The organism is Microbulbifer maximicatervae (SeqCode), assembly GCF_052468295.1.
Genome location: NZ_CP174340.1, coordinates 2496052 through 2521927, shown reverse-complemented (window position 1 = coordinate 2521927; position 25876 = coordinate 2496052). Strand labels below are relative to the sequence as shown.

Below are 25876 nucleotides of genomic sequence, written 5' to 3'. Positions count from 1 at the left end.
TTATGAAAATTATGTGAAAAATTTCCCAAAAAAAAGCTGCGTGATAATTAGGATCGATCGTCTCAACTAAATATCGAATGTTAAGAATCGTAAAGATGCCAACATGAGGTAGGGCTGGTTAAGCTGTCGATAGGACGTGCTTTGCCGTTGCACGTAGCATTATTTTGAGAGAAAAGCTTGTGAGAAAAATAATTCCTCTCGTCGCCATTGCAGTGGCAGCAGGGTATTTCGTTTGGGCCAAAAGCCAATCTGAAGGTCAAAAACCAGTCGCTGAGCTAGAAAAGCCCAAGCCAGCTATCAGTAAATCTGCTCAAAAAGCAGAGCCGCTTAAACCTGAGGAGGTTCAGGTGGGTGAAGAGGAGCTCCTCGAAAGTGATGAAGAAAAAGCACTTTGGGTTGAGTCAGAGCTGGCCAGGGAAGCTCTTCATGAAAATGGTCGCCTACCCGTAGATCTCAATGGTGAAACCTATCTCGAGCTGGATATTGATATGCTCCGGAATCTCACTGTTGGTGATTACGTCGACATTGACTTGCCAGGTATTGAAGGTGATTACGATGCTCAGGTTGGCAGTATCGAAGAGCATGCCAGCGGCAACAAAAGCCTACAATTAAATTTTCCGGGGATGACTCGCCTGCATGGCGCAACTTTTACGCTCGGAGCAAATTCTGTTTATGCACAACTAAACTTACCTTCCGGATCATATACTATGGAAGCTCAGGGTAGTTATGCGTGGATAGCGCCTAATGGTGCATTAATTAAAAACCACGTAGAGAAACACGATAAGGATATGTCCTCGGAAGCACCTCGTGAAAAGACCTGGTCGGATGACGATGTTCCGCTAAACGACTTCAAATAAGAAGAAATTGATTCAATGTAATTATGCTTTGAGTTAATAGTCAGGCAAAGGAAGGCCCAAGAAAATCCTGCAGATACCGGGGGCTCGTCTCCTCAGGCGGTTAAAAGGCTAGGGATAGCTTTTTGATCGAGTCAGGGTATTAAAAGCGTATTGTTACTCCTTTGGGCAGCAATTTTATTTAATTGCTGGGGGAGGAGTGTGCACTACTTATTATAATAAAAGGAGTCTTATAATGAACCTGAAGAAAAGCCTGGCTGCTGCTATTGCAGCACTGACCGTTTCTGGCGCTGCGAGTGCCGATACTGTCGATATCGCTATTATGTACACTGCACCAGCTGCGGAGTATACCGGTGATATCTCAGCCAAAATCGATAACTATATCAGCTATGCCAACAATTCCTTTTCAAGGAATGGTGTTGATATCCAGTTGAACCTGGTAGACACCTGGCAAGCTTCCAGTTCAGATTTTCGTGTAAACGAAGAGACCCTGGACCTGATTACCTTCCACAACACTGTGAATAACTGGCGATCCTCTGAAAAGGCGGATATGGTGGTTTTCCTGGGTAAAGCTGAAGAAACCGTAATCGACGGCAATACTTACATTACCTGTGGTATTGCCTGGGTTGGACAGGGTAGCAATGGCACCATGTACTCCAGCGCAAAAGAGCGTGCTTACAGCGTAACTGGCGTTGACTGTGGTTATAACACCTTCGTTCACGAGCTGGGCCACAATATGGGTCTGGTTCACTCAACCAAGCAGGGTGATACCTCTGGTGGCGTTTACTCTTACGGTATGGGTCACGGTGTAGACAACAAGTTCTCTACCATCATGGCTTACCCTTGGAGATACGGCGAAAACGTTACCCAGTACGATTGGTTCTCTGATCCTGACTGGTATGAGTGTGGTGGCTTGGCCTGTGGTGAGCGCTCAAACGGCGTAGACGTTTCTAACGCTTACCGCGCTCTCGGTCCTATCACCGATGATCTCTCTGGTTACTACTAATCGGCGCTAATCTGCTGAAAGTAATATAGAGATTACTGGCTTATAGCCAAAGGAAATCGGGAGGTGCTCTCCCGATTTTCTATCTGGAAGGTACGGTTTAGTATTTAACCAAAAAATCGAATACTGAGTGGGTAGCGCCAGAATTGGCCTTCATTAGCCCGGATTGCACCAATCACAATAAATATAACATTGATTATTGCTAATGCAATCAGCCCAAAAATACCGATAATAAAAAATATCAGTATGGCGGAAATAATAGAATAGATAAGTAAGCTTAACATCCAGTTGAATATCATCTTGCCGTGTTTGTCAATTTCTTGAGAGCGGTCCCTTGTTGTCGCCCACATAATAATGGGTAAAACAAAACCAGCACCAGGAATCACGACCCAAGCCAATTGACTTAGATGAAGCAACATTAGGAAGGTATTTAGTTCCATATCCCAAGGGCGATAATCTTCCATTTGGCGACTTTCCTTTTGATTCAATGTCCTGTGTAAGCTGACTTACCTAGCTAGCTCGTCCGGTTGACAGATAGAAACCCCAGTCATCTCTCCCTTGCGCAATAGCAGCTTTAACAGCTTTATCTGTATCATAACTTACCTTAAAAAATTCTGCGCTCCAGGCTCCATTTTTGCTTCTCTCTATCAGGGCGTAACTCGCATGGGGGCTAAAGGTTTCCATTATATGGGGTTGCGGTTCACTGTCAGTGTAAGCCGGTAGCCCAACGCTGCCTGGATTTACGACCAGCTGGCCACTACCGACAGAGACACAGCGGGGTTGATGTGTATGCCCACATAGAATGACTTTTGAGGAAATCTTTCCAAGGAGGTTGAGGATTTCATGGTTGGAACGTATCTGGGGGCGGCCGCTGCTGGTATCTTCCAGCAGATATATGAGGTCACTACTGGGTGTTCCATGGCAAAGAAAGACTTCATCGGTGATTTGTAAGCTGGGTGGTAACTGCTTCATCCATAATAGTGGTTTAACACCAAGGTCTTTCAGAATAAATTGCAGGGTTGGGTTGCTTTCTATTTCGGTAGATGTGGCTTCATATATTTGCCGGTCCTGATTACCGCGAATTGTCGTGTAACCTTGCTCCATTAAGCGTTCATAGGTGAGTCGTGGCGCAATAGGACCATATAAAATATCACCCAGGTTCACCGTTAGATCGGCGCCTCTCTTTTTTAGATCAGTAACAATGGCATCGAGGGCATAAACATTGCTATGGATGTCAGACAGGACCGCTATTCGCATTGAGCTCTCCGCTGGACTGCTGAAAGTACTTTGACTGCCGCTATATTTTCACAGAAAGCTTCCTGTCGTCCATAAAACTATAAAAATCAGCGGTCAAAAGCCAGGCGAGAGGCCAAGCCGAGGAAAATAACTCCAAGAAAGCCATCCAGGTGCCGCTGAATATTGGCCTGTCTAGCAAGAGATTTTCCCAGCTTGCTAAACGATAGGGATACCAGGGTGTTAAAAGCCAGCGCTGTAATGCTTAAGAGTACGCCCAATACAAGGATTTGGGTCGTGATTGCCTGGGATGACACGGTAAATTGAGGCAGGAAAAGGCTAAAGAAAAGTAGGGCTTTGGGGTTCATTAGGTTGTTGAGCAAGCCTCGGGCCATCAGCTGTGCTGCCGACAGTGCCACGGTATCTGGTTGGTTATTTTGTGCCACTTTATTTGAACGCCAATTGCGAAGGAGTGACAATCCAAGCCAAGCTAAATATACGGCTCCCACCAGTTTTACTACCATTGCCACCAGAGGCATCGTCTGCATGATATGTCCGAGTCCGAGAGCAACTAGCGCCGTTTGCACTATCCCAGCAGTAAAAATGCCCAGCGAGATCATTACTCCAGCAGTAAATCCGCGAGCCGAAGAGTAAGCAGATATTAACAGTAAGTCAGGACCAGGGGAGGCCGCTAGAACAATCGCTGCGATCAAGAAGGCGGGTAAAATACTGAGGTCGATCATATGAGGGGTGCCTTGAAATTGCGATTTTATCACAGCAGGTGTGTTTACTTCTATGATGGCCGTGCCTTGCTTTTTCCCGGGCTTCTACAATAGACGTGAGTTCAACGACAGAGTGCAACACTACCAGTGAGCCATATAGACCGGGTGTTAGTGGTTGGTGCGGGCCCAACAGGGTTGGCGGCAGCTTGTGCTTTGTCTTTCTATGGAATCAAATGCCGAATAGTTGAACGCCGTAGCAAGCCCAGTGAACTCTCTCGGGCAGTCGGTATTTTTCCCTGCACCATCAGGCGCCTTCTTAAGGTTGGTGTTTCAGATAATTTGGTCTCTGAGGCGATGCGACTCTGCAAAGTTCAATATCTTCAAGCGGGTAGGCCGCTGTTATTTTTGGACAACCGGGGCGATGCATATAAAGAGTATGTGGGCTTTGGGTTACCGCAAAATCGCACTGAGGAGATCTTGAAGGACGCTCTGCTCACGCAGGGTGTTGTAGTTGAATACGGTATTGCCGCTACTGAGGTGGACTCTAGTGAGCACAGAGTGGAAGCTACCCTGTCTGACGGTAGTGTCGAATGCTTTGACTGGTTAATTGCTGCTGACGGAGTTCATTCAACAATTCGTGAAAAGCTGGGCATTCCCTTTCCGGGTATAGATTTGCCGCAACCCTGGGGGGTTGCTGATGTGGACACAGAGGAGAAGTGTGACCCTGACTTGATTAGTGTAGATATTCAGAAGCCCGGCAATCAATTTACGATTGTTTTGCCCATGGGGAAGCAGCGATTAAGAGTAGTTGCTACCCAGCCAGATGCATTAGCAGCCTTACATCAACCGTTAAACATCAGTAATATCCGCCGCTCCGGTAGTTTTCAAATTTCCATTCGCCAGGCGAAAAGTTATCGCTCCCAACGCGTACTTTTAGTGGGAGATGCCGCTCACTGCCATTCTCCGGTAGGTGGTAAAGGTATGAACCTAGGTATTGCCGATGCGATAGCTGCGGTTGATGCCATTATAAACGGCACAGTAGATAGTTATTCTGATGAGAGGCATAAAATAGGCGCGGCGACTATCCGGAAGACGGAAATTATTAGACGAATTATTAGTTCAAATACCTGGGTGAATATAGAGTTGGTTCGTATTCTGGCAAAGCTTATTGTAACGTTCCCTGTAGTGCGACATGCCTATATCCAAAACCTGACAAAGCTCTAAGAGGTTGGTTACTCCTTAAGGATTTTGTTGTAGCCATAGGTATCATTGCCGTAGACCTGGAAAGTGCTGACGTCGGGAATATCATATTCAATAAGCCCTTCATAGGTAGAGTACAAATCTTTTCCGTAGGGCGCTACTTTCACGTGGTTGGCGGTACATCTTCCTACAAAGGAAAATCTTCCGCTATCATCGCTGGTATTGGAATAGGAGGCATGTAAGTTCAATGATGAAAAAATTGAGCATTCTCCGGCCTTCATCTCTAGGTCTACTACCTTAAATTGATCAAGAAAATCCTCTCCAATTAATTTTAGAGAGCTAAGTAAGACAAGAGCGCTTTTATTAAAGAGCCTGCCGTAAAATGCAATTTTTACAGCATTATATAAATAGCTTGGAGATGCTGGTAAAAGAGCTAAGTAAAAAATTTTATTGTTGGGGGTAAAATTGTATAGGTGGTCGATCCTGGCATCTATAAAAGAGCCTGGCAATATTCGTAAGCATCCATTTTCTGGAGTCGAATCTGAAAGGGCAACCCAGGCATTGAGCTGGATAACTGCTGGATCGGTTGCTTTTGTGGGATGCAGTTTTGCAAACTTTCCGGCCTCCCTGAAAGTTGTATTTTGGTGCCGGGGGGTATTGTCTTCCCCTGGGACCTTATGAAAAAACTGACTCCGCCAGCATAGAACTTCATTTCCTAGTAGACTTGCTAGGCGATGAGATATTTTTGGTGTCCGCATAAGGTCTCGAAAAGGCTTTAATCGTAATGCTTGGTATAACCCTGCTTGCCCAACAGCCCAGCGCCCATGTTTTTTTCTACTCGGCGAATTTTTTCGCCTAAATAGCAAACACCCTGAAAATCATTTTCATACTCATCTTGTGCAAGGTTCTTCAATTGTTCTGCTTCGATTTTGTTAATTGCCTGAAATGGGGGAAGATAGCCATTTTTCTCAAAAAACGAGAAATCTTCTTCGTTGAGAAAAAAGTTGTCTTTCCTCTCGGTATTGGACCATTTTCTTGGTAGGTTTAGTTTTAGGTCTTTTAGCTGATCAAGTGTTTCTAGTAGCTTTTGCCTTTTAGCTTTCTGCCAGGGTAGGATGAATACTCGATAAAGTAGAATTGTTGTGACGCCAGCTAATATTTTGAGATGCTGAATCTTTGAGATCGGAAAGTTGGCCATGTCCGCCAGATTGCTCATTCCTCTGAACATTTTTCTCAGTGTATCACTCACCGATTTATTCCCGTTGTTAAGAGGTTGTCAGCAAACATATTGGGACAGTATTGAAACTGTCGCGAACCTTTTTGGGATGGAGTTCTTCATTATGTAATACTAGGCAATTACTGAACCGCCTGTTGGCGCAATAGTTTGAAGTGTATCCTAGGTCGAGGAATACGACATGATCTATGGGAGAAAGGGGGGTATTGTTGGCCCAGGTCTTGGCAATCAATTGCTAGGATTATTGATTGCCAAATTTAGGACCTGTTGGGGCATTCTGTGTTACTAGCAGCAGTTTGATGCTGCTGATTCTTTAGCACAAACACGGTTTTCATTTTTCTGGCAGATACTGGTGTCATCCCCAAGAAAATTCAACTCCAGCCTGCGAGCAGCTTGATAATTTCCTGCCAGCTCATCTGCAATAGAGCGAACCTGCTCATATCCCGTCAGCATTAGGAAAGTAGGTGCCCGACCATAGGATTTAATACCAGCAATATAATCCCTTATCATGATGGGATAGTTCCTCAGCGCCATGTGCTTTCATCGAGCTACATGAGTGGTGGTTTGGTTCTATCATTGGAGCAAGGACCTTAGGCGCCTCTACAATATGATCTATATCATGTAACGAATAGCCATAATAGGTTTTGTTAATGTATTTTCATCCGCTTTGAAGTGTGATTTATGGTACCAAGAGATCCTTTTACGGAATGCTTGTGATGTTGTCAGGCGACATTGGATATCAGTGAATCTAAAACGCCCTTGCCACTGTGCACGCCACCCTCCATTTCCTGAGAGGATTTACTTCGAACTAAGTAGCCGGCAAAACCTTGTTCTGAAGTAGCTGGTTGACCATTGAAATGAACCGTAAACATACCTATTTCACTGATTAAATCGCCTACTAAATATAATTCAGAGTCTCTGACTACCAGGGCGGGATTGCTTCTAGGGGGCGGGCTCAAGCGTGGCATTAGTGCCCAGGCAGGGTATTCGTCTACTGAGAGCTGTTTGAGTTTCAGCTTGATATCCTGGCCAAAGACACAGTGCCCGCCGCCTTCTCCCTGATTTTTGAGCACCCACTTAGAGGCGTTCTGCTGACTGAACCATTCTATCGTCTCTGATGAAATTGGTTGCATCTCGCCAAGTAATGACTTGATTAAAACCGCTTCATCCTGGGATACATTGAATCCGGTTAGCATTTCTACTGACATGGACGAAAGGATCATTTGTACACGCTTGCTGGTAGCCAGTTGTTGGCTTACGGTTGCATTAATTGCGATCCGGTGGCTCTCAAGCAAAATTCGCGATTGCATCAGTGTTTCACAGCAGCGCTCGCTATCCAGGTCTTTGGCGACATAATCACAGTAGTTGTAGCCGGCTCGTAAATACACGCAATCTACAGGGCCGATTCCTTGCAGCAGGAGCCTATTGTTGGGGCCTGTTACCAGGCCCGCTTTGAGTTCGCGAAAGGTCTGTCGTACCGTACGTATGCCTTTTTCAGCTAAGGCATATTCAAGAAGGTGTTGGTCGAAAACATTGTCTTCATATTCCTGTATCACCATTAGAAATGTTGGGTTGCCACCATCTCCAAATTCGCTTTTGATGGCTCTTGTCGCATCGGCAAGGCCTTGGGAGAGTCGCTCAATTGCTGGGTTCTCTATAGGTTGGCCGTTCGAAGTATTGGACCAATCGGAATAGGTCTCAGGACTTTGCGAGCGGATGAATTGGTGCAACTCGTAAATACGCTGCCCGAAGGGCCCCATTCCTGCTGCGATTCCATTGAACTCAATGAGCTTTGGTCCTTGGCTCACATCGTCCATAAAGTCACTTCTCATAATCAGGAGGGGGAGGCGGGGCGCATTTTTTATTTGGCCATGCATGGCGAGTAAGGCACCGAAAAACGGGTCTCCATGTGCAACAGGCCTGATAGCTTCGTGAAGAAATTGGTGATCTTCTGAGATTTGATGGATCAGCTTTCCCAATAGGGGTACTGCTTTCTTTAACGTCTCAAACCGTTCCAGGGCGATAGTACTTGGGGTAAGGCTAAAAGGCACATGGCTCGCTGAGCCACGACTAGATTTGAAAGCCAAGCCATGGGCAAGCCCCCACTCTACCGCTTCATTGGCTGCCTGAATGGCGTTTGGATGGCTCTTATTCATGGGTTTCCTCTGGCCTTTGCATACTGGGGCACACAATTTAGAATGCGCCGTATTTCTAGAATAATGGAAATGTTGAGGTTAAGTAAAGGTGTGTGTTCGAGTTATTTCCGAGGTCTCTAAGAAAGGTATCAAGGGAAGGGAGCCAACTAAAGCTGGCTATTGCTGTGAATGGTCATTCTAGCGGTACTTAATGCAGAATTTAGGGCCTACATGTACCTATCGGGGTGAAGAGAGGAAAGTTCGGACGTCATCGATAGAGGTCGCCCAAAGCAGGAGCGACATTGTTCAGTGCTGATCCGGTACCGCACACTTGATATCAGGACACTTTATCGGTGTATTGAAATCATCATGACAGCATTCATCTTGTAAAAACTGAATAACCTCAGTTAAGTGCTGATATTCGGCTACGCAGAACAGGGTTCGGCTCTCACGCCGCTGGAAGATCAATCCCGCCGAAATCAGACTGGAAATATGGTGGGAAAGGGTTGATCCGGGGATATCCAACTGCTCCTGGATGTTGCCTACAGGAATACCCGGTAGGCCAGCTTTGACTACTTTTTTGTAGATCAACAAGCGGGTTGGGTGTCCCAGCTCTTTAAGCGATTTGGCTACTTCTTCGATTTCCATCATGATTTGGTCATAAGTTCTATATTCGTCGAAATATATACAGTTTAGTGCTAAAGATAAAGTGGCGTGTGGGGGTCTGCTCAAGCTAGTGCTGCCACTAGTTTCTTAGGATATTGAGAGGAAGCTACATTACTTATATTTCTTTAAACTATATTACCAAACTTACCGAAATAACGCTTTTACTGCTAATTGCCCCATAGTAGAAGGGGTAACACCGATTCTGAAGTAGACTCATTATCATCCAGAATTTCATTGTAGCCGTAAGAATCTTTGCCAAACACCTGAAAATTACCTACTTTGGGCAATGTGAATTCCAGCAAGCCCACCATGGTTGAAATGTTGTCTTTGCCATAAGGAACAACTTTTATGTAATTAGCTGTATACCTCCTGGCAAACGAAAATCGAGATTTATCTTTTGATGTGTTTGCATAGGATGTGTGCATATTTAGGGGTGAGAAAATAAGGCATTTACCGGCTTTCACTTCCAGATCTTTTACCTCCAGATCAGCAAAGAGATCTTCTTTAATAATTCCCCTTGCGTTGAACAAAAGGATGGCCCCTTTTTGAAAGATCTCGCCAAAAAGGAATTGCTTGGCAACTCCTTTTCGTCTTCAGCGCTAGAAAACAGGTTGGCCAATGTACTTTGCTTTCTCTTCGGTGGGGCTTTCATTTAGGTTGCCCAGAGATTTTTATTTCAGGAGTTTTTAATGCAAAAGTCTTTAGTGTTAATGAGTTGATCTGAGTCTCAAATTCGAAGCAGTTGGATTAACGGCATAGGCATAGAGAGCAGCTAAAACGCGATCTGAACATGAAAGGGCGCCGTTAGTAGAAATAAAATCTCAGCTTATGTGATCGGCGCCCAGGTAACTTTGGATTGCTATAAATCTTGGCCTCGCCAAGTTTTGGCTAGCAGGCTTACTGATGTTTAGCCAATTCGACCGGTCCATGGTCATCACAGTGATCACCATGAACATGGTGAAGTCGCCCGTTAACCAGGTAGTCAACATGATCTCCGTGGGGAACCTGCTCATGGCCACAGTTTTTGCCGTGGACATGGGAGCTGTCGTAGCCCCCTGTAACAGGGTGGCAACCCTCCGGGTTTTGGATGCTTACTTCCAAGACGTGCTCGTCGTAGTGGTCTTTGTGGGGATGGTGTAGGTGGCCGTCATGGAGGTAGCAGATATGGTCCCCGTGGCGAATGGCTGTGTGGCCACAGTGGCTATTATGTGTATGTGAATGATGCTCCGCCTGTTGGCACTTGCCTTTTTCCACGATAACTCTCCCGGCCGCTTGGCACTTGCATGGAACCACTCGTCGCCGAATGCTTCTAGAATCAATAATTTGGCGCCACATTTGGACAGCCCTGCATACTAAATCTAAGAACATCCGGGTGTAGTTTCCAAATATGATCTTCTATCAATGGCAGAAAACCTGCCCCTACCCCTCAAATCTTGATCTGCGATGGCCTTACGGATGACTAGTCACTCAAATCTAGCCATCAATTCAATTTGCAATCGATTGCATTTGCGCATTATAGTTAAAGCACGGTGCATCAAGTAGCGTTTAGCAACTCTTTATGCAATCGATTGCATAAAGCTTTATAAAAATAGCACCGAAGTATCAGAACAGATAAGAATGACGACGAGAGGGAAGAGTTGATGAGCAAGAAACCATTGGCGCAGGCCGTATCCATGGCCGCGCTCTCCGTTGGTCTTTGCGGCTATGCCGCAGCCCAAGAAATTAGCCCTGAAAACGATATGGTGATGGAGGAAGTCATCACAACAGGCACCCCTGGCGGTGCAGGCATGCGTAAGCTGGATGCCAGCTTTTCTATCACAACTTTAAGTGATGATGAGATTAGCAAAGCCTCTCCTTCAAGTACTGCAGACCTGTTGAAGTCCGTTCCAGGCCTGTGGGTTGAGAGCTCTGGCGGTGTTTCTGGGGCAAATATCGATGTTCGCGGTTTCCCTGGCGGTAGTGATGCACCCTTTGTCACGGTATCCATGAACGGATTGCCTCTGTATCCAGCGCCAACACTCTCATTTTTAGAAAACTCTTCTCTATTTCGTGTCGATGAAACTATTCAGCGAGTGGAAGCTCTGCGCGGTGGACCCAATCCGGTTTTCTCCAATGGCCAGCCAGGTCTGACTACCAACTTTATCTTAAAAGAAGGTACTGAAGAGACTGAGGGGCGATTTAAGTACACTTTATCTGACTATGATCTGCAGCGGACCGATGCCGTGATGACCGGTAAGGTTTCGGATGATGTGTACTACATGGTTGGAGGCTACGTATCTTCCTCCCCTGGCATTCGTGATGCGGGTTTTGATGCGGAAGAAGGGCATCAATTTACCCTGCACATCACCAAAGAGATGGATAACGGCAAAGCGGGTTTTTACATCCGGGATACAAAAGATACTGGTACCTGGTATTTGCCCAATGCTGCATTTCTGGAAACAGATTACACCCAGGTAGGCCCCAGTAATCGCAAGGTTTCTGTACCTATTACTCAGGCTGACGGTAATGGCGGCTCAGAAACCACCTGGGAAACTTTCGATATGGGCGAAGGGCGCGGCTGGAATGGCAATGTAGCCGGTGCTTATCTGGAGCTAGACCTGGGGGATGGTTGGAGTCTCACCGAACGCTTTGGACTTACAGCAGGTAACGCTGATACTTTGGGTTTTGTTCCTAATGGTGCGCCTGTATCGCTGAATTCTCTTACTGATCAAGCAGTAGTAACCGCCTCTGGAAACGAACTTAGTGGCGATACTGTGGTACAGCAGTTTGGTGCCTGGGTAGTACGCAAAGATATCGAGGCTACGACAAATGACATTAGCCTGGCAAAAGAGTGGGATAACTTTAAAGTAACAGCCGGTTATTACACCTCAAGCTGGGAAGTTGATGAATGGTGGTCCCTGGGTAACCAGAAATACTACGTACTGGGTCAAGATGGGGAGCTGATCACAGGAACTGCTGATGGCTCTGAGCTAACTGGTGATCTCGCTTGTAATACATCCGCAGATATTTCCACTTGTGATTGGAAATATGATGTGGATGCCGTGGGTGATGCCCGTGAAAACGCGCTTTATCTCGCCGGAGAGTTCTACTTAGGGGACTTTACCTTCGATCTGGGCGTGCGTTCCGCAAACCGCAAAACCAATTACTCCGTGGATCATGGTGAGCGAGACGGCAATTTTACCACTTATAAAGCGGACGAAGATGGCACTGCTTATACTGCCGCAGTGGACTGGGCCTTTGCCGAAAATATGGGCACTTTCTTCCGTATAAACTCCGGCTTTAAGTTCGCAGACTTTGACAACTATCGTGAGTTCGGTGATAGCTTCATTGCTGGGTCTGACCTTGTAATCGACATTGACCAATACGAACTGGGTTATAAATTGCAGGAGCAAGATTATTCCCTCTTTGCGACTCTGTTCTACAACGAAACCCAGGGCATGCCTGACTGTATCATTGGCAGCAGTACCTGTACTCGTTTAGAGACTGAGGCGCTTGGTCTCGAATTGGACGGTAAAGTTCACTGGGGAGATTTCACCTTTGGGTTAAATACTACCCTGCAAAAGCCAGAAATCACGAGTGGTGAATATGAAGGCAACCAGGTTATGCGTCAGCCTGAATACCAGGTGCGCCTGAGCCAGAATTATGATTTCACACTGAATGACATTGATATGGCTGTGTATACCGATATCAGTCGGGTAGGTGATCGCTTTAATGGAAGCAACAATGAAGTAACTTTGCCAGCCTATACAAAAGTTGATCTGGGTGCAGTGGCCTATATCAATGATATTACTGTTCAGTTGGCTGTGGACAACTTAACTGATGAAGATGGTATCACCGAAGGTGATCCCCGCGATCCGCTAGCGTCTAATGTCCGCTACATCTTACCGCGCAATATCAAGCTTAGCTTCGCGTACGATTTTTAACCTCATGCCTCTCCCATAGGCTTCCAAGCTTTGCCGCATACTTCTCCAGTGTGCGGCTTTTTTATTGCCTGAAAAATTTAACTACAATCTATTTTCAAATCCATACAAATAATGGAGCTTCGATCTTTGTGGTCTAACCCAAATCCTTCCGGAGGCTCCCCAATAAAGTATGTGGTTAAACTGCTTTCATGAAGCGAAATTAGAGTCGAGGTTGAGAGCCCTAAGGTCATTGCAGGTGTGAAACCTTAACGTTCATATACAAATTTAATTTGGCAGTGGGAGATAGTTCTATTAAGTTATGAGCAGTTACCCAAATTCCTATTGCTAGCTGTATGTTGACGTTCGGACTAAAAAGTGGCATTAAGGTGGCGTAAGGGTTTGTTAGCTGTACTCTTTTCCCCCACCTATTATTAGTTTAGTAATGTTTCATATGTATTAGTGATTTTGGGTTGGTACATTTTTGGTAATATGAAAAAATTTATTGGCTTTCTTGTTGTTGTTTTGGCAATACCACTGCTCGTCTATTTTTCTACCTATAAGGGGGAAAGAAGTTTTACCAATCATCATGGCCTTCCAAATGTTAATCTGGTTGTCGATAATGCATATTCTCTTTGGTTTACGCCTTATGATCCACTGATGGGGATGTATAATAATATAGGAGGGAAACTTGGATTTATTGTCTGTAGTGATGTACCTAATATCGCTTACGGAATGGCTGGATATTCATTTCAGGTCTTATTGAGAGATAGTTTTGTAGAAAATCCAAATTTTTATGATGCTCGAAATGGTAATAATCCAGAGAATCCATTTTTCCATCGCCGAGCAAGAAATCTATATTCCTATTTCCAGTCAATTCAATCTTTGAAACCAGCATCTTATAAGCCGCAGTTGGGGGATTTGGTTTTTTATAGAAAGACTGAAAAAGGATATATTGCCCATGTTGCTTTAGTTACTTATGTTGATAATAGGGGGTATAAAATCATGGAGTCAGCACCCAAAACCCTGTTCGCCAGGGAGGTAGAAATGGATTCTCCAGTGAAAAGGGGCTGGATCTTGGCGGGCTTTGGTAAAGTGTATTGAGGTTTTGTCCATGGTTCATAGTCATGAGAGATATTGTTCTTACAGTGATATATGCATCCCAGTGATTTTTGTAGCCTAATTTCTCCTAGGCTCCAACTCCTGTTCACTGATAATTGAGACGTATTGCTGGTAGACAGCATACATCCAGATGGGTATTTCAATACATCTAACATGTTTTTAATGGTAAGAAGTTTGATTAATCGGCTTTGACAGGGTCGGTTGTACTTAGCCCAATGGTTTCAGACTTGCCAGATTGGCATTATGGGGTAATTTAAGTGATCTGGCGCCTAATAAGGTTTCTAAATGTAAAAATTAGAGATCATGCCATGTTTTAGGAGCATATTTATCCTTATTATCTAGTAGGATAATAGGTATTTTTCTACAGTTACCTTTTCAGATATGAAGCACCGATAAAAGCACCACAATGGATGATCTTTGGATTCCCACTGATCTAGCTTTTCAGGGGTAAGGCGCTTACTTAACTTTCAACTAAAAGAGGGTTGCCGATGTCTATTGAACGATTGAGAACTCCTGAGGAGCGCTTTTCCCTACTACCGGGTTTTCCGTATACTCCTAACTATATTGATAGCCTGGAAGGCTATGATTCTATGCGTATGGCATATATCGATGAGGGGGAGCAGGATTCGGATACCACCTTTCTTTGCCTCCATGGGGAGCCCAGTTGGGGTTACTTATATCGGAAAATGATCCCAGTTTTTGCTGAGGCAGGACACCGGGTAATTGCTCCAGATTTGTTTGGATTTGGTCGCTCAGATAAGCCCGTCAATGAAGATGTGTACACTTTTAACTTCCATCGTAACAGCCTGATGCGTTTGATTGAGCATTTGGATCTTAAGAATATTACGCTGGTTTGTCAGGATTGGGGTGGACTTCTGGGATTGACACTTCCAATGGATATGCCGGATAGATTTACCCGATTACTGGTAATGAATACGGCTATCGCAGCAGGGGATGGTGCATCAGAGGGGTTCTACCACTGGCGGAATTTCTCTGTCAATGTACCTGAAATCCCTGTGGGAGGGCTCATTGCCAATGATGCTCAATCTGAGGTCAATTTATTCGATATAGTAGCCTATGATGCGCCTTTTCCAGACAACCGCTATAAGGCTGGCGTTCGTCGATTCCCGTCAATTGTACCGGTTGATCCAGGTATGGAGGGAGCAGAGCTAGGGGTAAGGGCTCGAGAATTCTGGTCTAGGAGCTGGGGTGGTGAGAGCTTTATGGCGATTGGAATGAGGGACTTTGTACTTGGTGAGAAAGTGATGGAGTTGCTGAGGGGAACCATCAAAAACTGCCCCGAGCCTCTCAAAATAGCAGAGGCGGGCCACTTTGTGCAGGAATATGGTAAAGAGATTGCTGAAAAGGCTCTCAGCCACTTCAAGCTTTCCTCTACAGTAACTGAAAATTAAGAGCGTACTAGTGCCGGGATAAGTTATATTCCGGCATTCTCTTCTCAGGTAGTCTAAGGCATTCAGACTGCTCTTACATTTCATAACTAATTTATAATCGGTGGCTCTGTTTATAGAATCTGTAGTCTTTATTAGAGAGTTTAAAGTGAAGTTTAAAGGCAGTCGTGGAATTATTCTGACTATTTTGGCAATGCTCTGTTTGGCTGGTATGGATGCGACAGGTAAGCTACTCATCCAGAACTATTCTATCGTTCAAATAATGGCGATTCGTTTCGCAATATTTTTCTTCATCGTTATAAGCTTGGCGAGACTCAAAGGGAGCTTGGAGTTAGTGCGAAGTAAAATATTTGGCACTCAATTAGCCCGCTCTATTGTTCTCGCCCTTGAGGTGTCAGTATTTGTTTTTGCTTTTAGTATGATGTCTTTGGCTGATGTGCATGCTATAGCTGCGACAGCCCCATTATTCGCAATATTAATGGCTGGATGGTTTTTAGGGGAGGGGATAGATACAAGGAGCTGGGTAAGTGTTGCGGCTGGATTTATAGGTGCCCTTATTATCATTAGGCCTGGAATGGGAATGATGGGTTGGCAAACCTTGATCCCCATCTTGGGAGCTATCCTATGGGCCGCATATCAAGTGCTTTCACGCCGTGTTTCACACTTTGATAGTGCCGATACAACCGTTTTCTATACCGCGACCATGGGTCTTATTATTTTTGGAAGCTTAGCACCATTTTATTGGGTAGAGCCGACAGTATCAGGGTGGCAATTGTTGATTTTAAATGGGCTCTTAGGTGCAATGGGCCACTATTTACTGATTAAGGCACTGGCACTTACTCCAGCTTCTATTTTGCAGCCCTTTAGTTACGCTTTACTATTTTGGGCTATTGTTATTGGCTTTGTAATCTTCGGAGATCTGCCTGATGGAATTACATTGTTTGGCGCCTTCGTAATATTGGCTGCGGGATTTTATGCTTCAGACCTAGGCCGCGCATTGATTGGTGTTTCACAGATTAAGGCCAAAAAGGGGAAGGATGATGCTGAATCAGAGTCAAAGTTAATGAGTTAAAAAACCAATTTGATAAAGGGCGCTCTAATGATGGTAGTTGAGCCCCATTAATATATCGGTGGCGAAATTGTTTAACGCCACCTTGAATTCAGTTAGTGATTAGGTATCTGTTCTTAGAATATTTAAAAACTCATGCGTCACGATGCTCAAGGAAGCCGCCATCTACCCAATTGATTATCAAGTCAACATACTCTTGTCCTGCATCTTCCGATGAGAAGTGAGATGCGTTGTCAAATATAACTAGCTTGCTATTGGGGATATGCTTGGATAAGGCAGTTGCATTATCCACTAAAACAAATGGATCTCTCTTTCCCCAGGTGATCAATGTCGGAACCTTAATGTCATTCAGATTTTTCTCAATCCATGGAAGCTCTTTCGAATAGCTTCCAAAGAAACTGATGGCGCACTTGTGACTATCACTATTAAAGGCTATGTCATAGTACTCTTGGATAGCTCGTTTGCTGGGTTTGTAGTTGTGATAGCCGTCTTTGACGGCAGTCAGGAAGTTGGTTTTCATTACTGACTTCTTGTTTAAGCCTTTTGCTATCCAGCGAACCATTCGAGATCTGACAACGGCCATAAGAATAGGAGAGAGTTTTGGAGGGAAGGTGCCTGGGCCGTCAAAGATATTGAGACTCAAGAATCGTTGAGGGTGGTTAATAACGGCCGCTAAAGCAATAGGCACCCCCACATCCGGCCCTACCAGGTGGGCCTGCTTGATGCCAAAATGGTTCATTATTTGAACAAGGGCTTCGCTCAGGCTGCTTGGAGACATATCTCCTTCCTCTGCTTTTGATAAGCCAAATCCTGGGATATCAAAGGCTAGCACATCAAACTTTTCACTAAATGCTTCAATGGATGACTCCCACATGCGAATACTTTGGGGTAGACCATTCAGCAGTAGTAGGCTGGGAGCCTGAGGTTTTTCCTTGCGTAGAAAGCGAATGTTAAATTTCCCTACAGAGACAAACTGCGGTGTAAATATATCGTCAGCGGTTGAGGGTCTATTGGAGGCGTATTGGGTGAGGGCCTTGTTTAAGAGAGCTTGGGTCATAACAGGGTATATATCTATATGGGTCTATAGGTGATTTCGGGTTAAGTTACTTATTTATACTAGGTTACTCACTTGAGAGTTGGTTGCCAATAAGGCACTATTAAGTGGTTAAGTTACTTTTTGATAACCTATGGAGTGGAAGGGTGGGGAAGCAGAATAAAAATAGTGAGAGACGCGTGTTTGTGAATGATGATGAATGTCCCGTTCGCAATGTGGTAGCTCAAATTGGTGACAAGTGGTCCATCCTGATATTGTTTGCCCTTGTTGATGGTCCAGATCGATTCAACTCCCTGAAGTCGCGCATTGAAGGGATTTCACAGCGAATGTTGACGCAAACCCTGCGCGACTTAGAGCGCGATGGTTTTGTACTCCGTACTGTCTTTGCGCAGGTTCCAGTTAAAGTGGAGTATGAATTAACTGACCTGGGAAGGGGGTTATCTGCAGCTGTGTGGAAGTTAGTCTCTTGGGCAGATGAACATCATCCCGAGATTCGTAAAGCGCGCCTAAGATATGATGAGGATAATCAATCGTAGATTGAGGATTCTATCTTCTATTGTCCCCATTTAGGGCTTTTCTCAAAGATTCTTGGCCTGCTTTATAGTAAATCATGATTTGTACTTGCAATTTAGTTCAATAGAGCCTTTTGTAGCTGAAGCATTACTGTAAATATATAGTTAGAATGATTGGCAATCTTAGTTTTCTTGAACTTGAGGAATAACGGAATAGGACTTACAAGTAAATTTAAATTTCTTACCCTTGATAATTGAATAGAATCGATAAATATAAGTAATTAGAAGGTGAGTCATGGATTTTTTTGAAATTAACCGACACTCCTGGGATAGCCGTACCCGTATTCATGTTAAGTCTGAATTTTATAATATTGATGGATTTCTAAGCGGAAAATCTACTTTAAATGAAGTCGAGCTTTCAGATATAGGTAGTGTGTCTGGAAAAAGTTTACTTCACTTACAGTGTCACTTTGGCTTGGATACCTTATCTTGGGCTCGATTGGGGGCGAAGGTGACGGGAGTTGATATTTCTTCTGTAGCTATTACTGAAGCACAGGCTCTTTCTGACCGCTCAGGTTTACATGGAGAGTTTATCTGCAATGATATCTACAGTTTTGGAGAGTCAAACAATAAAGAATTTGATGTCGTCTTTACTTCCTACGGCGCACTCTGTTGGTTGCCGGATATTGAACGATGGGCATCAGTTGTTGCTCAATGCTTAAAGCCGGGGGGGACTTTCTACATCGCAGAATTTCATCCATTTTATGATATTTTCTCTGGTTACACATACTTTCATCGAGCCGATCCAGATATTGAAGAGCAGGGTACCTATACAGAGAATGATCGGGGTGACAAGTCTACCCTAGCCACCTGGTCACATCCGATTAGCGATGTTGTGAGTGCATTATTAAAATATGGTATTCAAATCGCTCAACTAAAAGAATACCCGTATAGTCCTTACAACTGTTTTGATGGCATGGAGGAGCGTGAGAAGGGGAAATACTACCTGTCTTTTAAAGGACATGAGATTCCGCTAATTTATACTATTAAAGGTGTCAAAGTTACTTGAGACAAAGAGCAATAATAGTAATCAGGCTGGCAGTAGATTTGCGCAGATTTTTTTTAGGGGAGGGAAAAGGAGGGTAATGAGTGCCGCCCCCTTAAACTTCCCATGTAAAGGCCCTCTGGCTTCATATCCAACACTGCTTTCTTGCGTTTTGTCTAATTGGCGTAGATAGCCACTAATTACCATTCACAGATGTTTAGATTCCGTACTTAGTTGCCATTTCTTTAAGAGAAATTTCTTATAGCCCTTTTAGCAAGCTGGATCACACTCTGTTCAGGAGTAGGTCATTGTTAACTGATTTTGTAGAGGGTAGTAAGATGGCTATATGGCAATTACAAGGTATGAAGTGTACTTTATCTATCTTTGCAGGTGCTTTTTGCTTGCTAATATCCGGGCTTGCATCGGCGGTTGATTGTGGTGATACCATTAACACCCGAGAAGTTTTGGATGATGATTTGGTATGTACAGATAATATCGCGATAACCATTGTTGGTCCAACTGGTGGCCTGGATATGAATGGTCATACCATTACTTGTGACAATAATTCTGCAATAGGCATAGATGTTGTCGGTCTTGTGGGGTACTTGGAGGGCGCAGGTACTATATCATTCTGCCAGACAGGGGTTAGATTGGCTGGTGATGGATTTCATAATGTAACCAATATTTCTGCTAACAATAATGACTTTGTAGGGTTGGCGGTATCGAGCGACTTTAATCTAATTACTAATTCAAGTGCTAATGGTAATGGTAATACTGGTATATTAGTTACGGGGCTAAGAAATACCTTGATCTCAAATATTATCGAAAGTAACTTACTAGATGGGATTCAGTTGGATGGTGATGCCCCAAGTTTAGCCCAAAATTATATATATGATAATAATCGATATGGGATCTATATTGCTGATTCCAGCTTTGGGAATTATAGCCAGAACACCTCTGAGATGAATGGTTCAGTGGGTATCTATATGGAAGCAGCTAATCAGTTTTTTAACTTTATTCTCAACAACACATCCAAGGGAAATACTGATTTTGACTTGGAGGATCTAAATGCAAATGCATGTAGTAATATTAATGTCTGGCGTGGAAACACTTTTACTACTGCTAACCCCAGCTGCTTAAATTAGAGCTGCCTGCAAGGCTCATCCTAAAGTAATCTGGGTGAGCCTGTGTTCAATTCGTATCCGCTCAACCATTTTGCTTGTTGTTCTATAAGGATTAAATTTCACTGATGCATTATGTGGTAATGTAATATTAGACATATTTCTAACTCTGATTACAAGGTGCTGATTAATCCATGAAGCCTGATAACTTAATTAATCACCCTGAAGGCGGGAAGTTTCTTCAGGTGTTTAAGTCGAACTCAATAGTAACAAGAGGGGATGGGCAGAGGCGAAGCGCATTGACGCATATTTACTTCTCCCTACAGAAAGGTGAAGTGTCGAAATTTCACCGGGTCGAATCTGATGAAATTTGGAACTTATATCAGGGGGACGGCTTGTTTCTCTATATTTGGACTGAGGAGGATAGCTGTTTGCAAAAGATTGAAATTTCTGCAGAGAATAATACATTTTGCTGTGTTGTTCCTGCTGGCGCTTGGCAGGCTGCAGAGCCAATTTCAGGCCCTGTGCTTGTGGGTTGTTCGGTGGGTCCTGGGTTCGAGTTTTGTGACTTTAAATTGATTGATGTTGAAGATCCAATAACAGGTTATATCTGCAAGATAGATCCCTCCCTGGTAAGATTTATTGAACAATAGGATTTTATCGATCTGCCACTAGATTATCTAATAGTATCGAGTGGCAATGTTATTTTAGCTTGGAGTTGTTTCCTGCTGATGCCCAGGGCATGAAAACAACCTTCTTGTCTAAATGCTGGTTTCAAAATATAACTGGCACTTATGATGAAAGTTGTGCTGTTTCACTGAGCCAAGTATTGCCGTGATAGCAATGTATTTAAGGAGCCTCTGAATAACTCCGTGATACCTCTGGCATGCAGAGCGGTTCACAATCAAGGCGCGGCTTCGCAGGAATGTCTAGACCTTTCAAGAAGTCGCAACGCGGAGTGTGAATCGCTCTGCAAGCCCCGAAGGGCGGGCCTTGAAGGCCACAGCTGCTGCGTTGCAGCTCTTGCCAAGGGCTACGGCCATTCGCGGCGAGCTGCGCCTAACATCTGCAGCCTTCAAGACCCGCAGAGGCATTACGGAGTTATTCAGAGGCTCCTTAATAGTTGCTGGTATTGCTGATTCCCTGGTAACTAAAGAATACCCCCCCCCCGTTTTATCAGGCGAAGTAAGGCCCCTTAAGCTGATAACTTTTTCGTTGAGAATAATTTCTCATGGTTGATTCTCAAATTTAGACCAATATGGGTTAGGTCTACTTTATAGGTGGGCATTTATAATTTCGTTTGAGGAGATTTTATGAAAGGTAGATACATCAAACGGCCTTCAGGTTTGATTCGTATGTTGTTTACAGGATGTGTATTGATTACATCCTACGGTGCAAAGGCTGATGTCTCCTGTGGTGATGTCATTACTACAGCTGAAGTTCTCACGGAGGATTTGTCTTGTTCATCAGCGTTTGACCTTGCACTGACGGTCGTCGGACCTGGTGGTTATCTTGATTTAAATGGATTTACTATTGAGTGTGATTTTGATGTTGATGGGGTATTTCTAGATGGCACTGGAGCTGTTGTCACTGGCGGAGCTTTATCAAATGGCAAGGTGCAAGGTTGTGGGTTCGGTGTAGGGGCAATCGGAAACGGGGCGCATACGGTGACAGGTATAGCCTTTGAGGGCAATGCCGTTTTGTGTCAGACAATAATACATTGTCTAACTCGGTAATTTCTGAAACTACGGAAATTGGAGTAGCTATAAACGGCAGTAATTCTACACTTATTGCAAATGAAGTATCTACATCTACCAGTGCTAGTGGAGCCTGGGGGGTAATTCTTCAAGTGGGTGCGGACAGCTCTTATATTTTGTCGAATATGGTATCTGGTTTTGAACAGTATGGAGTGATTGTTTGTAGTGATAGTAATGTTATCTCGCAAACTGTTGTAGAAGGCAATGGAGTGGAAATTACTAATACTGCAACTGGTGTTTATTTACCGGGAGATACTTTTGTTTGTGATGACGGTCAAGAAGGCAATACCATTGTTAGTAATAAAGCGACTAACAATAATAATGCGGACCTTGGCGATAACAACTTTCCATGTGTGAACTCTTGGGTTGGGAATACGGCTGATGCTGTTGAGGGCGCTTGCTTTGAAAATTAGAGGTTGAATGTCTCTAATCAGTATGGCTGCTACTTTTTACATCTCCAAAGCAATATGTAAGTTGTAGAGGAGTAGCAGCCTTTAGCTATTAATAATGGAATAGCAATTTGGTAGAAAGACTCTATCGGAGCTAAATACTTGCTCTATAAATAGGCTTTCACTCTTGTGCTTATCTCAGTTTATTCGTTAACAGCCAAGCCTTTACTTTGGCGCATACCTGATTCTGCTAGTACTGATAGAAAGAAATCATTTGGCACAAATTGTTCCAGACTGTCCAGCGTATAGTCTGCGTCCTTTAATGAATCTGGATTACCTATGCCTACAGCCGTCATGCCATTTGCGGACTTAATTGCACTGACTCCAGCGGGCGCATCTTCAAAAGCAATGCAAAACTCTGGATCAATTCCGAGCCCTTTGGCGGCGGCTAGGAATATATCTGGTGCAGGTTTAGGTGCAGATTTTTCTGGGTCTGCAATAACAGAAAAGCAACGGGATATTCCCAGGGCTTCCAGTACCGCCGGCGCGTTTTTACTCGCTGAGGCGAGGCCAACCGGAATATGCTGAGAATTTAACCATGCGAGCAGTTCACCGGCGCCCGGTAACAAGTCTGCGGGAGAGAGGCTGCGAATTAATTCCTGGTAGCGGCTGTTTTTTCTAGCAGCCAGTGCGATTTTTGCTTCTTCAGTGTAATTGCTGCTTTTTTCCCCGAGAATCAGCTCAAGGGAAGCCATTCTTTCCAGGCCCTTTAAGCGCTCTTCAGTATCCGCTGTCCAGGGAAGGTTGAGCCCTTCAGCCAGCTGTTTCCATGCGATCAGGTGGAGACGTGCGGTGTCTGCAATAACGCCGTCGAGATCAAAAATTGCTGCACGATAGATCATCAGGATACCTCCTCCATCGGTGCTATTTGAATGGTTTCTGTTTGCCCTGGCGTCTCCAGGAATAGAATTTGCTTGCCGTGATGAAGACTGAGCGCTTCACCTTTCACCAAGGTGTACCTGGCGCTGTAAGGATCGACATCGACTGCGATCGTGCGGCCACGGAATTGCAACCGGAAACGATAGCCGTCCATTCCATTGGGCAGATATGGATTGAAGTTGAGTTCATTGCCGTGCAGGCGCATGCCAGCAAATCCCTGGACCATACACATCCAGGTGCCCCCCATACAGGCAGTGTGTATACCGTGCTGGGTATTGTTGTGGTGGTTATCCAGATCCATTCGCGCAACTTGCTGGAAGTAGTTCAGCGCTTTATCCGGATACCCAACTTCACTGGCAATAATGCTGTGAATACAAGCGGACAAAGTGGAGTCGTGTGTGGTGAGCGGTTCGTAGAAGTCGAAATCCCGACGCTTCTGCTCAATTGAAAATTCTGAACTCTCCAGTAACAGGCCAAGAACGACATCCGCCTGCTTACAAACTTGGTGTCGATAGATCACCAGGGGGTGATAGTGAAGTAACAGCGGGAATTGATCGGCAGGCGTTTCGGCAATATTCCAGCGGGGTTTGTTTAGAAAACTATCGTCTTGAGAATGTATACCCTGCTTTTCATCGTAGGGCAGATACATGCTTTCTGCGGCTTTGGCCCAGTTATCAATTTCCTGTTTGTCGAGTTGAATACGCTGGGTTAACTCATCGCATGCTGCAGGATCGAATGATTTTAACCACTGTAATACTTCAACAGCATATTCAAGATGGGCCTTGGCCATCAGGTTTGTGTAGAAATTATTGTCAACCAGGGCAGTGTACTCGTCTGGTCCGGTAACCTCATTGATACAGAACTGGTTGTCGCGAAGTGCGTTGAAGTGGCCAATCTCCAACCACATACGCGCGCCCTCTATCACGACTTCTGCGCCCTTGTTGCGCAGAAAATCGACATCACCGGTAACCCGGCAGTAATGTCGCACGGCGTAGGCAATATCCGCATTGATATGGTATTGCGCAGTGCCTGCCGGGTAATAGGCTGAGCACTCCTCACCGCCGATGGTGCGCCAGGGAAACAGTGCTCCCTTTTGAATCGACATTTCCCTCGCCCTTTTTCGTGCGGCATCGAGGATTGAGTAGCGGTATTCCAGTAGACCGCGCGCTAATTCGGGTTGGGTGTAGAGGAAAAACGGTAGTACATAGATTTCTGTATCCCAGAAATAGTGACCGTCATAGCCGTCACCGGAAAGTCCTTTGGCTGCAATATTGGTATTGCCATCCCGACCTAGGGATTGGAACAAGTGGTACTGGTTGAAACGTATTCCCTGCTGCAGGGCATCATTTCCACTGACCTGAATATCGGACTCAAGCCAGAAGTTGTCCATTTGGGCACGCTGGGTTTCGATATGGTCCGCAAAACTTTTAGCCGCACAGCGCTCCAGGTAATGTTGCAATTCGCCTGCTGATATCGGCTCAGCATTTTGCTGTGCAAAGTAAGCGACGTACTTGGTTAGGCGAATAGGGGTGTTGCGGCGGGCAGCAAAGCGATAGTCAACCGAGACGCAGTCTTCACTGCGGAGGTTGTTGGACGTGTAATCGCTGTCACTCTCACAAAGATGCAGGGCTGCGCATCGTATAGAGAAGCCACTGCTCTTAACGGATAGAGGCAGGGCTAAATAACCATCTTCAGCTGTATTTTCCAGCCATTCGATATCTCCCCGATCAATAGGGGAGGCTAGGCGTGGGTCCTCACTGCGTTCTGCTTGGGCAAGGTCACCATCTAGGCAGGATTGCAGGTGTACCTCTCCGTCAAAATCGATGGGAGTGAGTTCCAGTTGCAGAGCTAATAGGTTTTTCTTACTGAGGGAAGCCAGGCGCTGTACTTTGAGTTCAATGGTTTTTCCTTTTGGGGAGCGCCAAGTGAGTTTTCTCTCGCTGATCCCTGCGGCCATGTCCAGCCGGCGCTCGTAATTGAGTAGCTCGCCTTGGGCGAGACTAAAACGTTCTCCATCCAAGCTGATATAAATGGTCTTGCCGTCGGGAACCGTCAACATCCTCTGGTTGTTGCGCGCGTAGCCATAAGCAGACTCACCATAGGTGATAGGTTCGCTGGCGTAGACTCCATTCAGGTAACAACCATCCGTGAAGGGTTCTGGATCGAAACCCTCCTCAAAGGTACCGCGCAAGCCGATATAGCCATTACCGAGGGAGAATAGGGTGGCATTGAGGCTGTAATCTTCGGGCTGGAAGGTATCCTCCACCAGGTCCCAGGGGTGGATCTTGTGTTTGATTTGTTGTTTTTGCTTCATACCACTTTCACTGGATTGGAGATTGGGTTCTAGGGCCGGGTCTGCTGGGCCTCCGGCTACGGGCATTCAGTCTATCCGTAGTTGATGTCTTTTTGCAATCGATTGCAAATTTAGGGTTAAGCCTGGCTGTTACCAGAATATAGACCTGATTTTCATTTCTGAAAAGTCTGTAAGTTACTGAAAAATATAGGTTATTTTC

The 25876-nt window shown here is 44.9% G+C and carries 26 protein-coding genes; 13 read left to right on the top strand and 13 right to left on the bottom strand.

Features of this window, described 5'->3' with window-relative positions; all coding sequences use genetic code 11:
- Nucleotides 1–179: 179 nt before the first annotated feature.
- Together ACJJIQ_RS11465 and ACJJIQ_RS11460 are read left to right on the top strand one after the other, a co-directional pair.
- Nucleotides 180–857, top strand: coding sequence for a protease inhibitor BamI-like protein (locus ACJJIQ_RS11465; protein ID WP_444905682.1), 678 nt, complete (start codon nt 180–182; stop codon nt 855–857).
- A gap of 232 nt (nt 858–1089) precedes the next feature.
- Nucleotides 1090–1860: a zinc-dependent metalloprotease family protein gene (locus ACJJIQ_RS11460; RefSeq protein WP_444905681.1), complete on the top strand. Its 771-nt coding sequence runs from the start codon at nt 1090–1092 to the stop codon at nt 1858–1860.
- Between the two features lie 104 nt (nt 1861–1964).
- On the opposite strand, the gene ACJJIQ_RS11455 is transcribed toward ACJJIQ_RS11460, so the two are convergent.
- The 3 genes from ACJJIQ_RS11455 to ACJJIQ_RS11445 all read right to left on the bottom strand — a co-directional run bounded on the left by ACJJIQ_RS11455 (nt 1965) and on the right by ACJJIQ_RS11445 (nt 3833).
- Nucleotides 1965–2321: a DUF4870 domain-containing protein gene (locus tag ACJJIQ_RS11455; protein WP_413665269.1), complete on the bottom strand. Its 357-nt coding sequence runs from the start codon at nt 2319–2321 to the stop codon at nt 1965–1967.
- Between the two features lie 46 nt (nt 2322–2367).
- Nucleotides 2368–3114, bottom strand: coding sequence for a metallophosphoesterase family protein (locus tag ACJJIQ_RS11450; RefSeq protein WP_444927449.1), 747 nt, complete (start codon nt 3112–3114; stop codon nt 2368–2370).
- Between the two features lie 86 nt (nt 3115–3200).
- A complete protein-coding gene (locus ACJJIQ_RS11445) occupies nt 3201–3833 on the bottom strand; it encodes a LysE family translocator (protein ID WP_444927450.1) in 633 nt (210 codons plus the stop codon).
- Nucleotides 3834–3959: 126 nt separating this feature from the next.
- On the opposite strand from ACJJIQ_RS11445, the gene ACJJIQ_RS11440 reads away from it, so the two are divergent.
- Complete coding sequence (locus ACJJIQ_RS11440; RefSeq protein ID WP_445364667.1) at nt 3960–5036, top strand: FAD-dependent oxidoreductase; 1077 nt, start codon at nt 3960–3962, stop codon at nt 5034–5036.
- An 8-nt stretch (nt 5037–5044) separates the two neighbouring features.
- Here the strand turns inward: ACJJIQ_RS11440 and ACJJIQ_RS11435 are convergent, their stop codons facing one another.
- The 7 genes from ACJJIQ_RS11435 to ACJJIQ_RS11405 form a co-directional block, all read right to left on the bottom strand.
- A complete protein-coding gene (locus ACJJIQ_RS11435; RefSeq protein WP_445364666.1) occupies nt 5045–5878 on the bottom strand; it encodes a phytanoyl-CoA dioxygenase family protein in 834 nt (277 codons plus the stop codon).
- Complete coding sequence (locus ACJJIQ_RS11430) at nt 5788–6261, bottom strand: hypothetical protein (RefSeq protein WP_445364665.1); 474 nt, start codon at nt 6259–6261, stop codon at nt 5788–5790. The genes ACJJIQ_RS11435 and ACJJIQ_RS11430 overlap by 91 nt, the downstream gene beginning before the upstream one ends.
- A 270-nt stretch (nt 6262–6531) precedes the next feature.
- The gene (locus tag ACJJIQ_RS11425) at nt 6532–6756 is read right to left on the bottom strand and encodes a hypothetical protein (RefSeq protein WP_445364664.1); all 225 of its coding nucleotides are present in this window, start codon (nt 6754–6756) and stop codon (nt 6532–6534) included.
- Between the two features lie 212 nt (nt 6757–6968).
- A complete protein-coding gene (locus tag ACJJIQ_RS11420; RefSeq protein ID WP_445364663.1) occupies nt 6969–8402 on the bottom strand; it encodes a hypothetical protein in 1434 nt (477 codons plus the stop codon).
- A 285-nt stretch (nt 8403–8687) separates the two neighbouring features.
- Nucleotides 8688–9032: an ArsR/SmtB family transcription factor gene (locus ACJJIQ_RS11415; RefSeq protein WP_413665278.1), complete on the bottom strand. Its 345-nt coding sequence runs from the start codon at nt 9030–9032 to the stop codon at nt 8688–8690.
- A gap of 182 nt (nt 9033–9214) precedes the next feature.
- Complete coding sequence (locus tag ACJJIQ_RS11410; protein WP_444957329.1) at nt 9215–9577, bottom strand: phytanoyl-CoA dioxygenase family protein; 363 nt, start codon at nt 9575–9577, stop codon at nt 9215–9217.
- A gap of 367 nt (nt 9578–9944) precedes the next feature.
- Complete coding sequence (locus tag ACJJIQ_RS11405) at nt 9945–10301, bottom strand: hypothetical protein (protein ID WP_413665280.1); 357 nt, start codon at nt 10299–10301, stop codon at nt 9945–9947.
- 386 nt (nt 10302–10687) lie between these two features.
- Between ACJJIQ_RS11405 and ACJJIQ_RS11400 the strand changes: the two genes are divergently transcribed.
- The 4 genes from ACJJIQ_RS11400 to ACJJIQ_RS11385 all read left to right on the top strand — a co-directional run bounded on the left by ACJJIQ_RS11400 (nt 10688) and on the right by ACJJIQ_RS11385 (nt 16549).
- Complete coding sequence (locus tag ACJJIQ_RS11400) at nt 10688–12970, top strand: TonB-dependent receptor (protein WP_445364662.1); 2283 nt, start codon at nt 10688–10690, stop codon at nt 12968–12970.
- A 468-nt stretch (nt 12971–13438) separates the two neighbouring features.
- A complete protein-coding gene (locus tag ACJJIQ_RS11395; RefSeq protein ID WP_444912716.1) occupies nt 13439–14050 on the top strand; it encodes a CHAP domain-containing protein in 612 nt (203 codons plus the stop codon).
- Between the two features lie 506 nt (nt 14051–14556).
- Nucleotides 14557–15480, top strand: a complete 924-nt coding sequence (locus ACJJIQ_RS11390; protein ID WP_445364661.1) for a haloalkane dehalogenase — start codon at nt 14557–14559, stop codon at nt 15478–15480.
- A 145-nt stretch (nt 15481–15625) separates the two neighbouring features.
- The gene (locus ACJJIQ_RS11385; RefSeq protein WP_445364660.1) at nt 15626–16549 is read left to right on the top strand and encodes a DMT family transporter; all 924 of its coding nucleotides are present in this window, start codon (nt 15626–15628) and stop codon (nt 16547–16549) included.
- Between the two features lie 130 nt (nt 16550–16679).
- On the opposite strand, the gene ACJJIQ_RS11380 is transcribed toward ACJJIQ_RS11385, so the two are convergent.
- Nucleotides 16680–17603 (bottom strand): alpha/beta fold hydrolase, encoded by a 924-nt coding sequence (locus ACJJIQ_RS11380; RefSeq protein WP_445364659.1) that lies wholly within the window; start codon nt 17601–17603, stop codon nt 16680–16682.
- Nucleotides 17604–17707: 104 nt separating this feature from the next.
- Between ACJJIQ_RS11380 and ACJJIQ_RS11375 the strand changes: the two genes are divergently transcribed.
- The 6 genes from ACJJIQ_RS11375 (at nt 17708) to ACJJIQ_RS11350 (ending at nt 22448) form a co-directional block, all read left to right on the top strand.
- Entirely contained in the window at nt 17708–18136 is a 429-nt protein-coding gene (locus ACJJIQ_RS11375; protein ID WP_445364658.1) for a winged helix-turn-helix transcriptional regulator, read from the top strand.
- Nucleotides 18137–18407: 271 nt separating this feature from the next.
- Nucleotides 18408–19181, top strand: coding sequence for a class I SAM-dependent methyltransferase (locus ACJJIQ_RS11370; RefSeq protein ID WP_444917609.1), 774 nt, complete (start codon nt 18408–18410; stop codon nt 19179–19181).
- Nucleotides 19182–19465: 284 nt separating this feature from the next.
- Nucleotides 19466–20302 (top strand): right-handed parallel beta-helix repeat-containing protein, encoded by an 837-nt coding sequence (locus ACJJIQ_RS11365; RefSeq protein ID WP_445364657.1) that lies wholly within the window; start codon nt 19466–19468, stop codon nt 20300–20302.
- 170 nt (nt 20303–20472) lie between these two features.
- The gene (locus ACJJIQ_RS11360) at nt 20473–20931 is read left to right on the top strand and encodes a cupin domain-containing protein (protein WP_445364656.1); all 459 of its coding nucleotides are present in this window, start codon (nt 20473–20475) and stop codon (nt 20929–20931) included.
- A gap of 660 nt (nt 20932–21591) precedes the next feature.
- Nucleotides 21592–22014 (top strand): hypothetical protein, encoded by a 423-nt coding sequence (locus tag ACJJIQ_RS11355; RefSeq protein ID WP_445364655.1) that lies wholly within the window; start codon nt 21592–21594, stop codon nt 22012–22014.
- Nucleotides 21981–22448: a NosD domain-containing protein gene (locus tag ACJJIQ_RS11350; RefSeq protein WP_445359894.1), complete on the top strand. Its 468-nt coding sequence runs from the start codon at nt 21981–21983 to the stop codon at nt 22446–22448. Before ACJJIQ_RS11355 ends, ACJJIQ_RS11350 begins: the two co-directional genes overlap by 34 nt.
- A gap of 179 nt (nt 22449–22627) precedes the next feature.
- On the opposite strand, the gene pgmB is transcribed toward ACJJIQ_RS11350, so the two are convergent.
- Both pgmB and ACJJIQ_RS11340 read right to left on the bottom strand, forming a co-directional pair.
- Entirely contained in the window at nt 22628–23326 is a 699-nt protein-coding gene (pgmB, locus tag ACJJIQ_RS11345; protein ID WP_445364654.1) for a beta-phosphoglucomutase, read from the bottom strand.
- Nucleotides 23326–25743, bottom strand: a complete 2418-nt coding sequence (locus ACJJIQ_RS11340; RefSeq protein WP_445364653.1) for a glycoside hydrolase family 65 protein — start codon at nt 25741–25743, stop codon at nt 23326–23328. Before ACJJIQ_RS11340 ends, pgmB begins: the two co-directional genes overlap by 1 nt.
- Nucleotides 25744–25876: the final 133 nt, after the last annotated feature.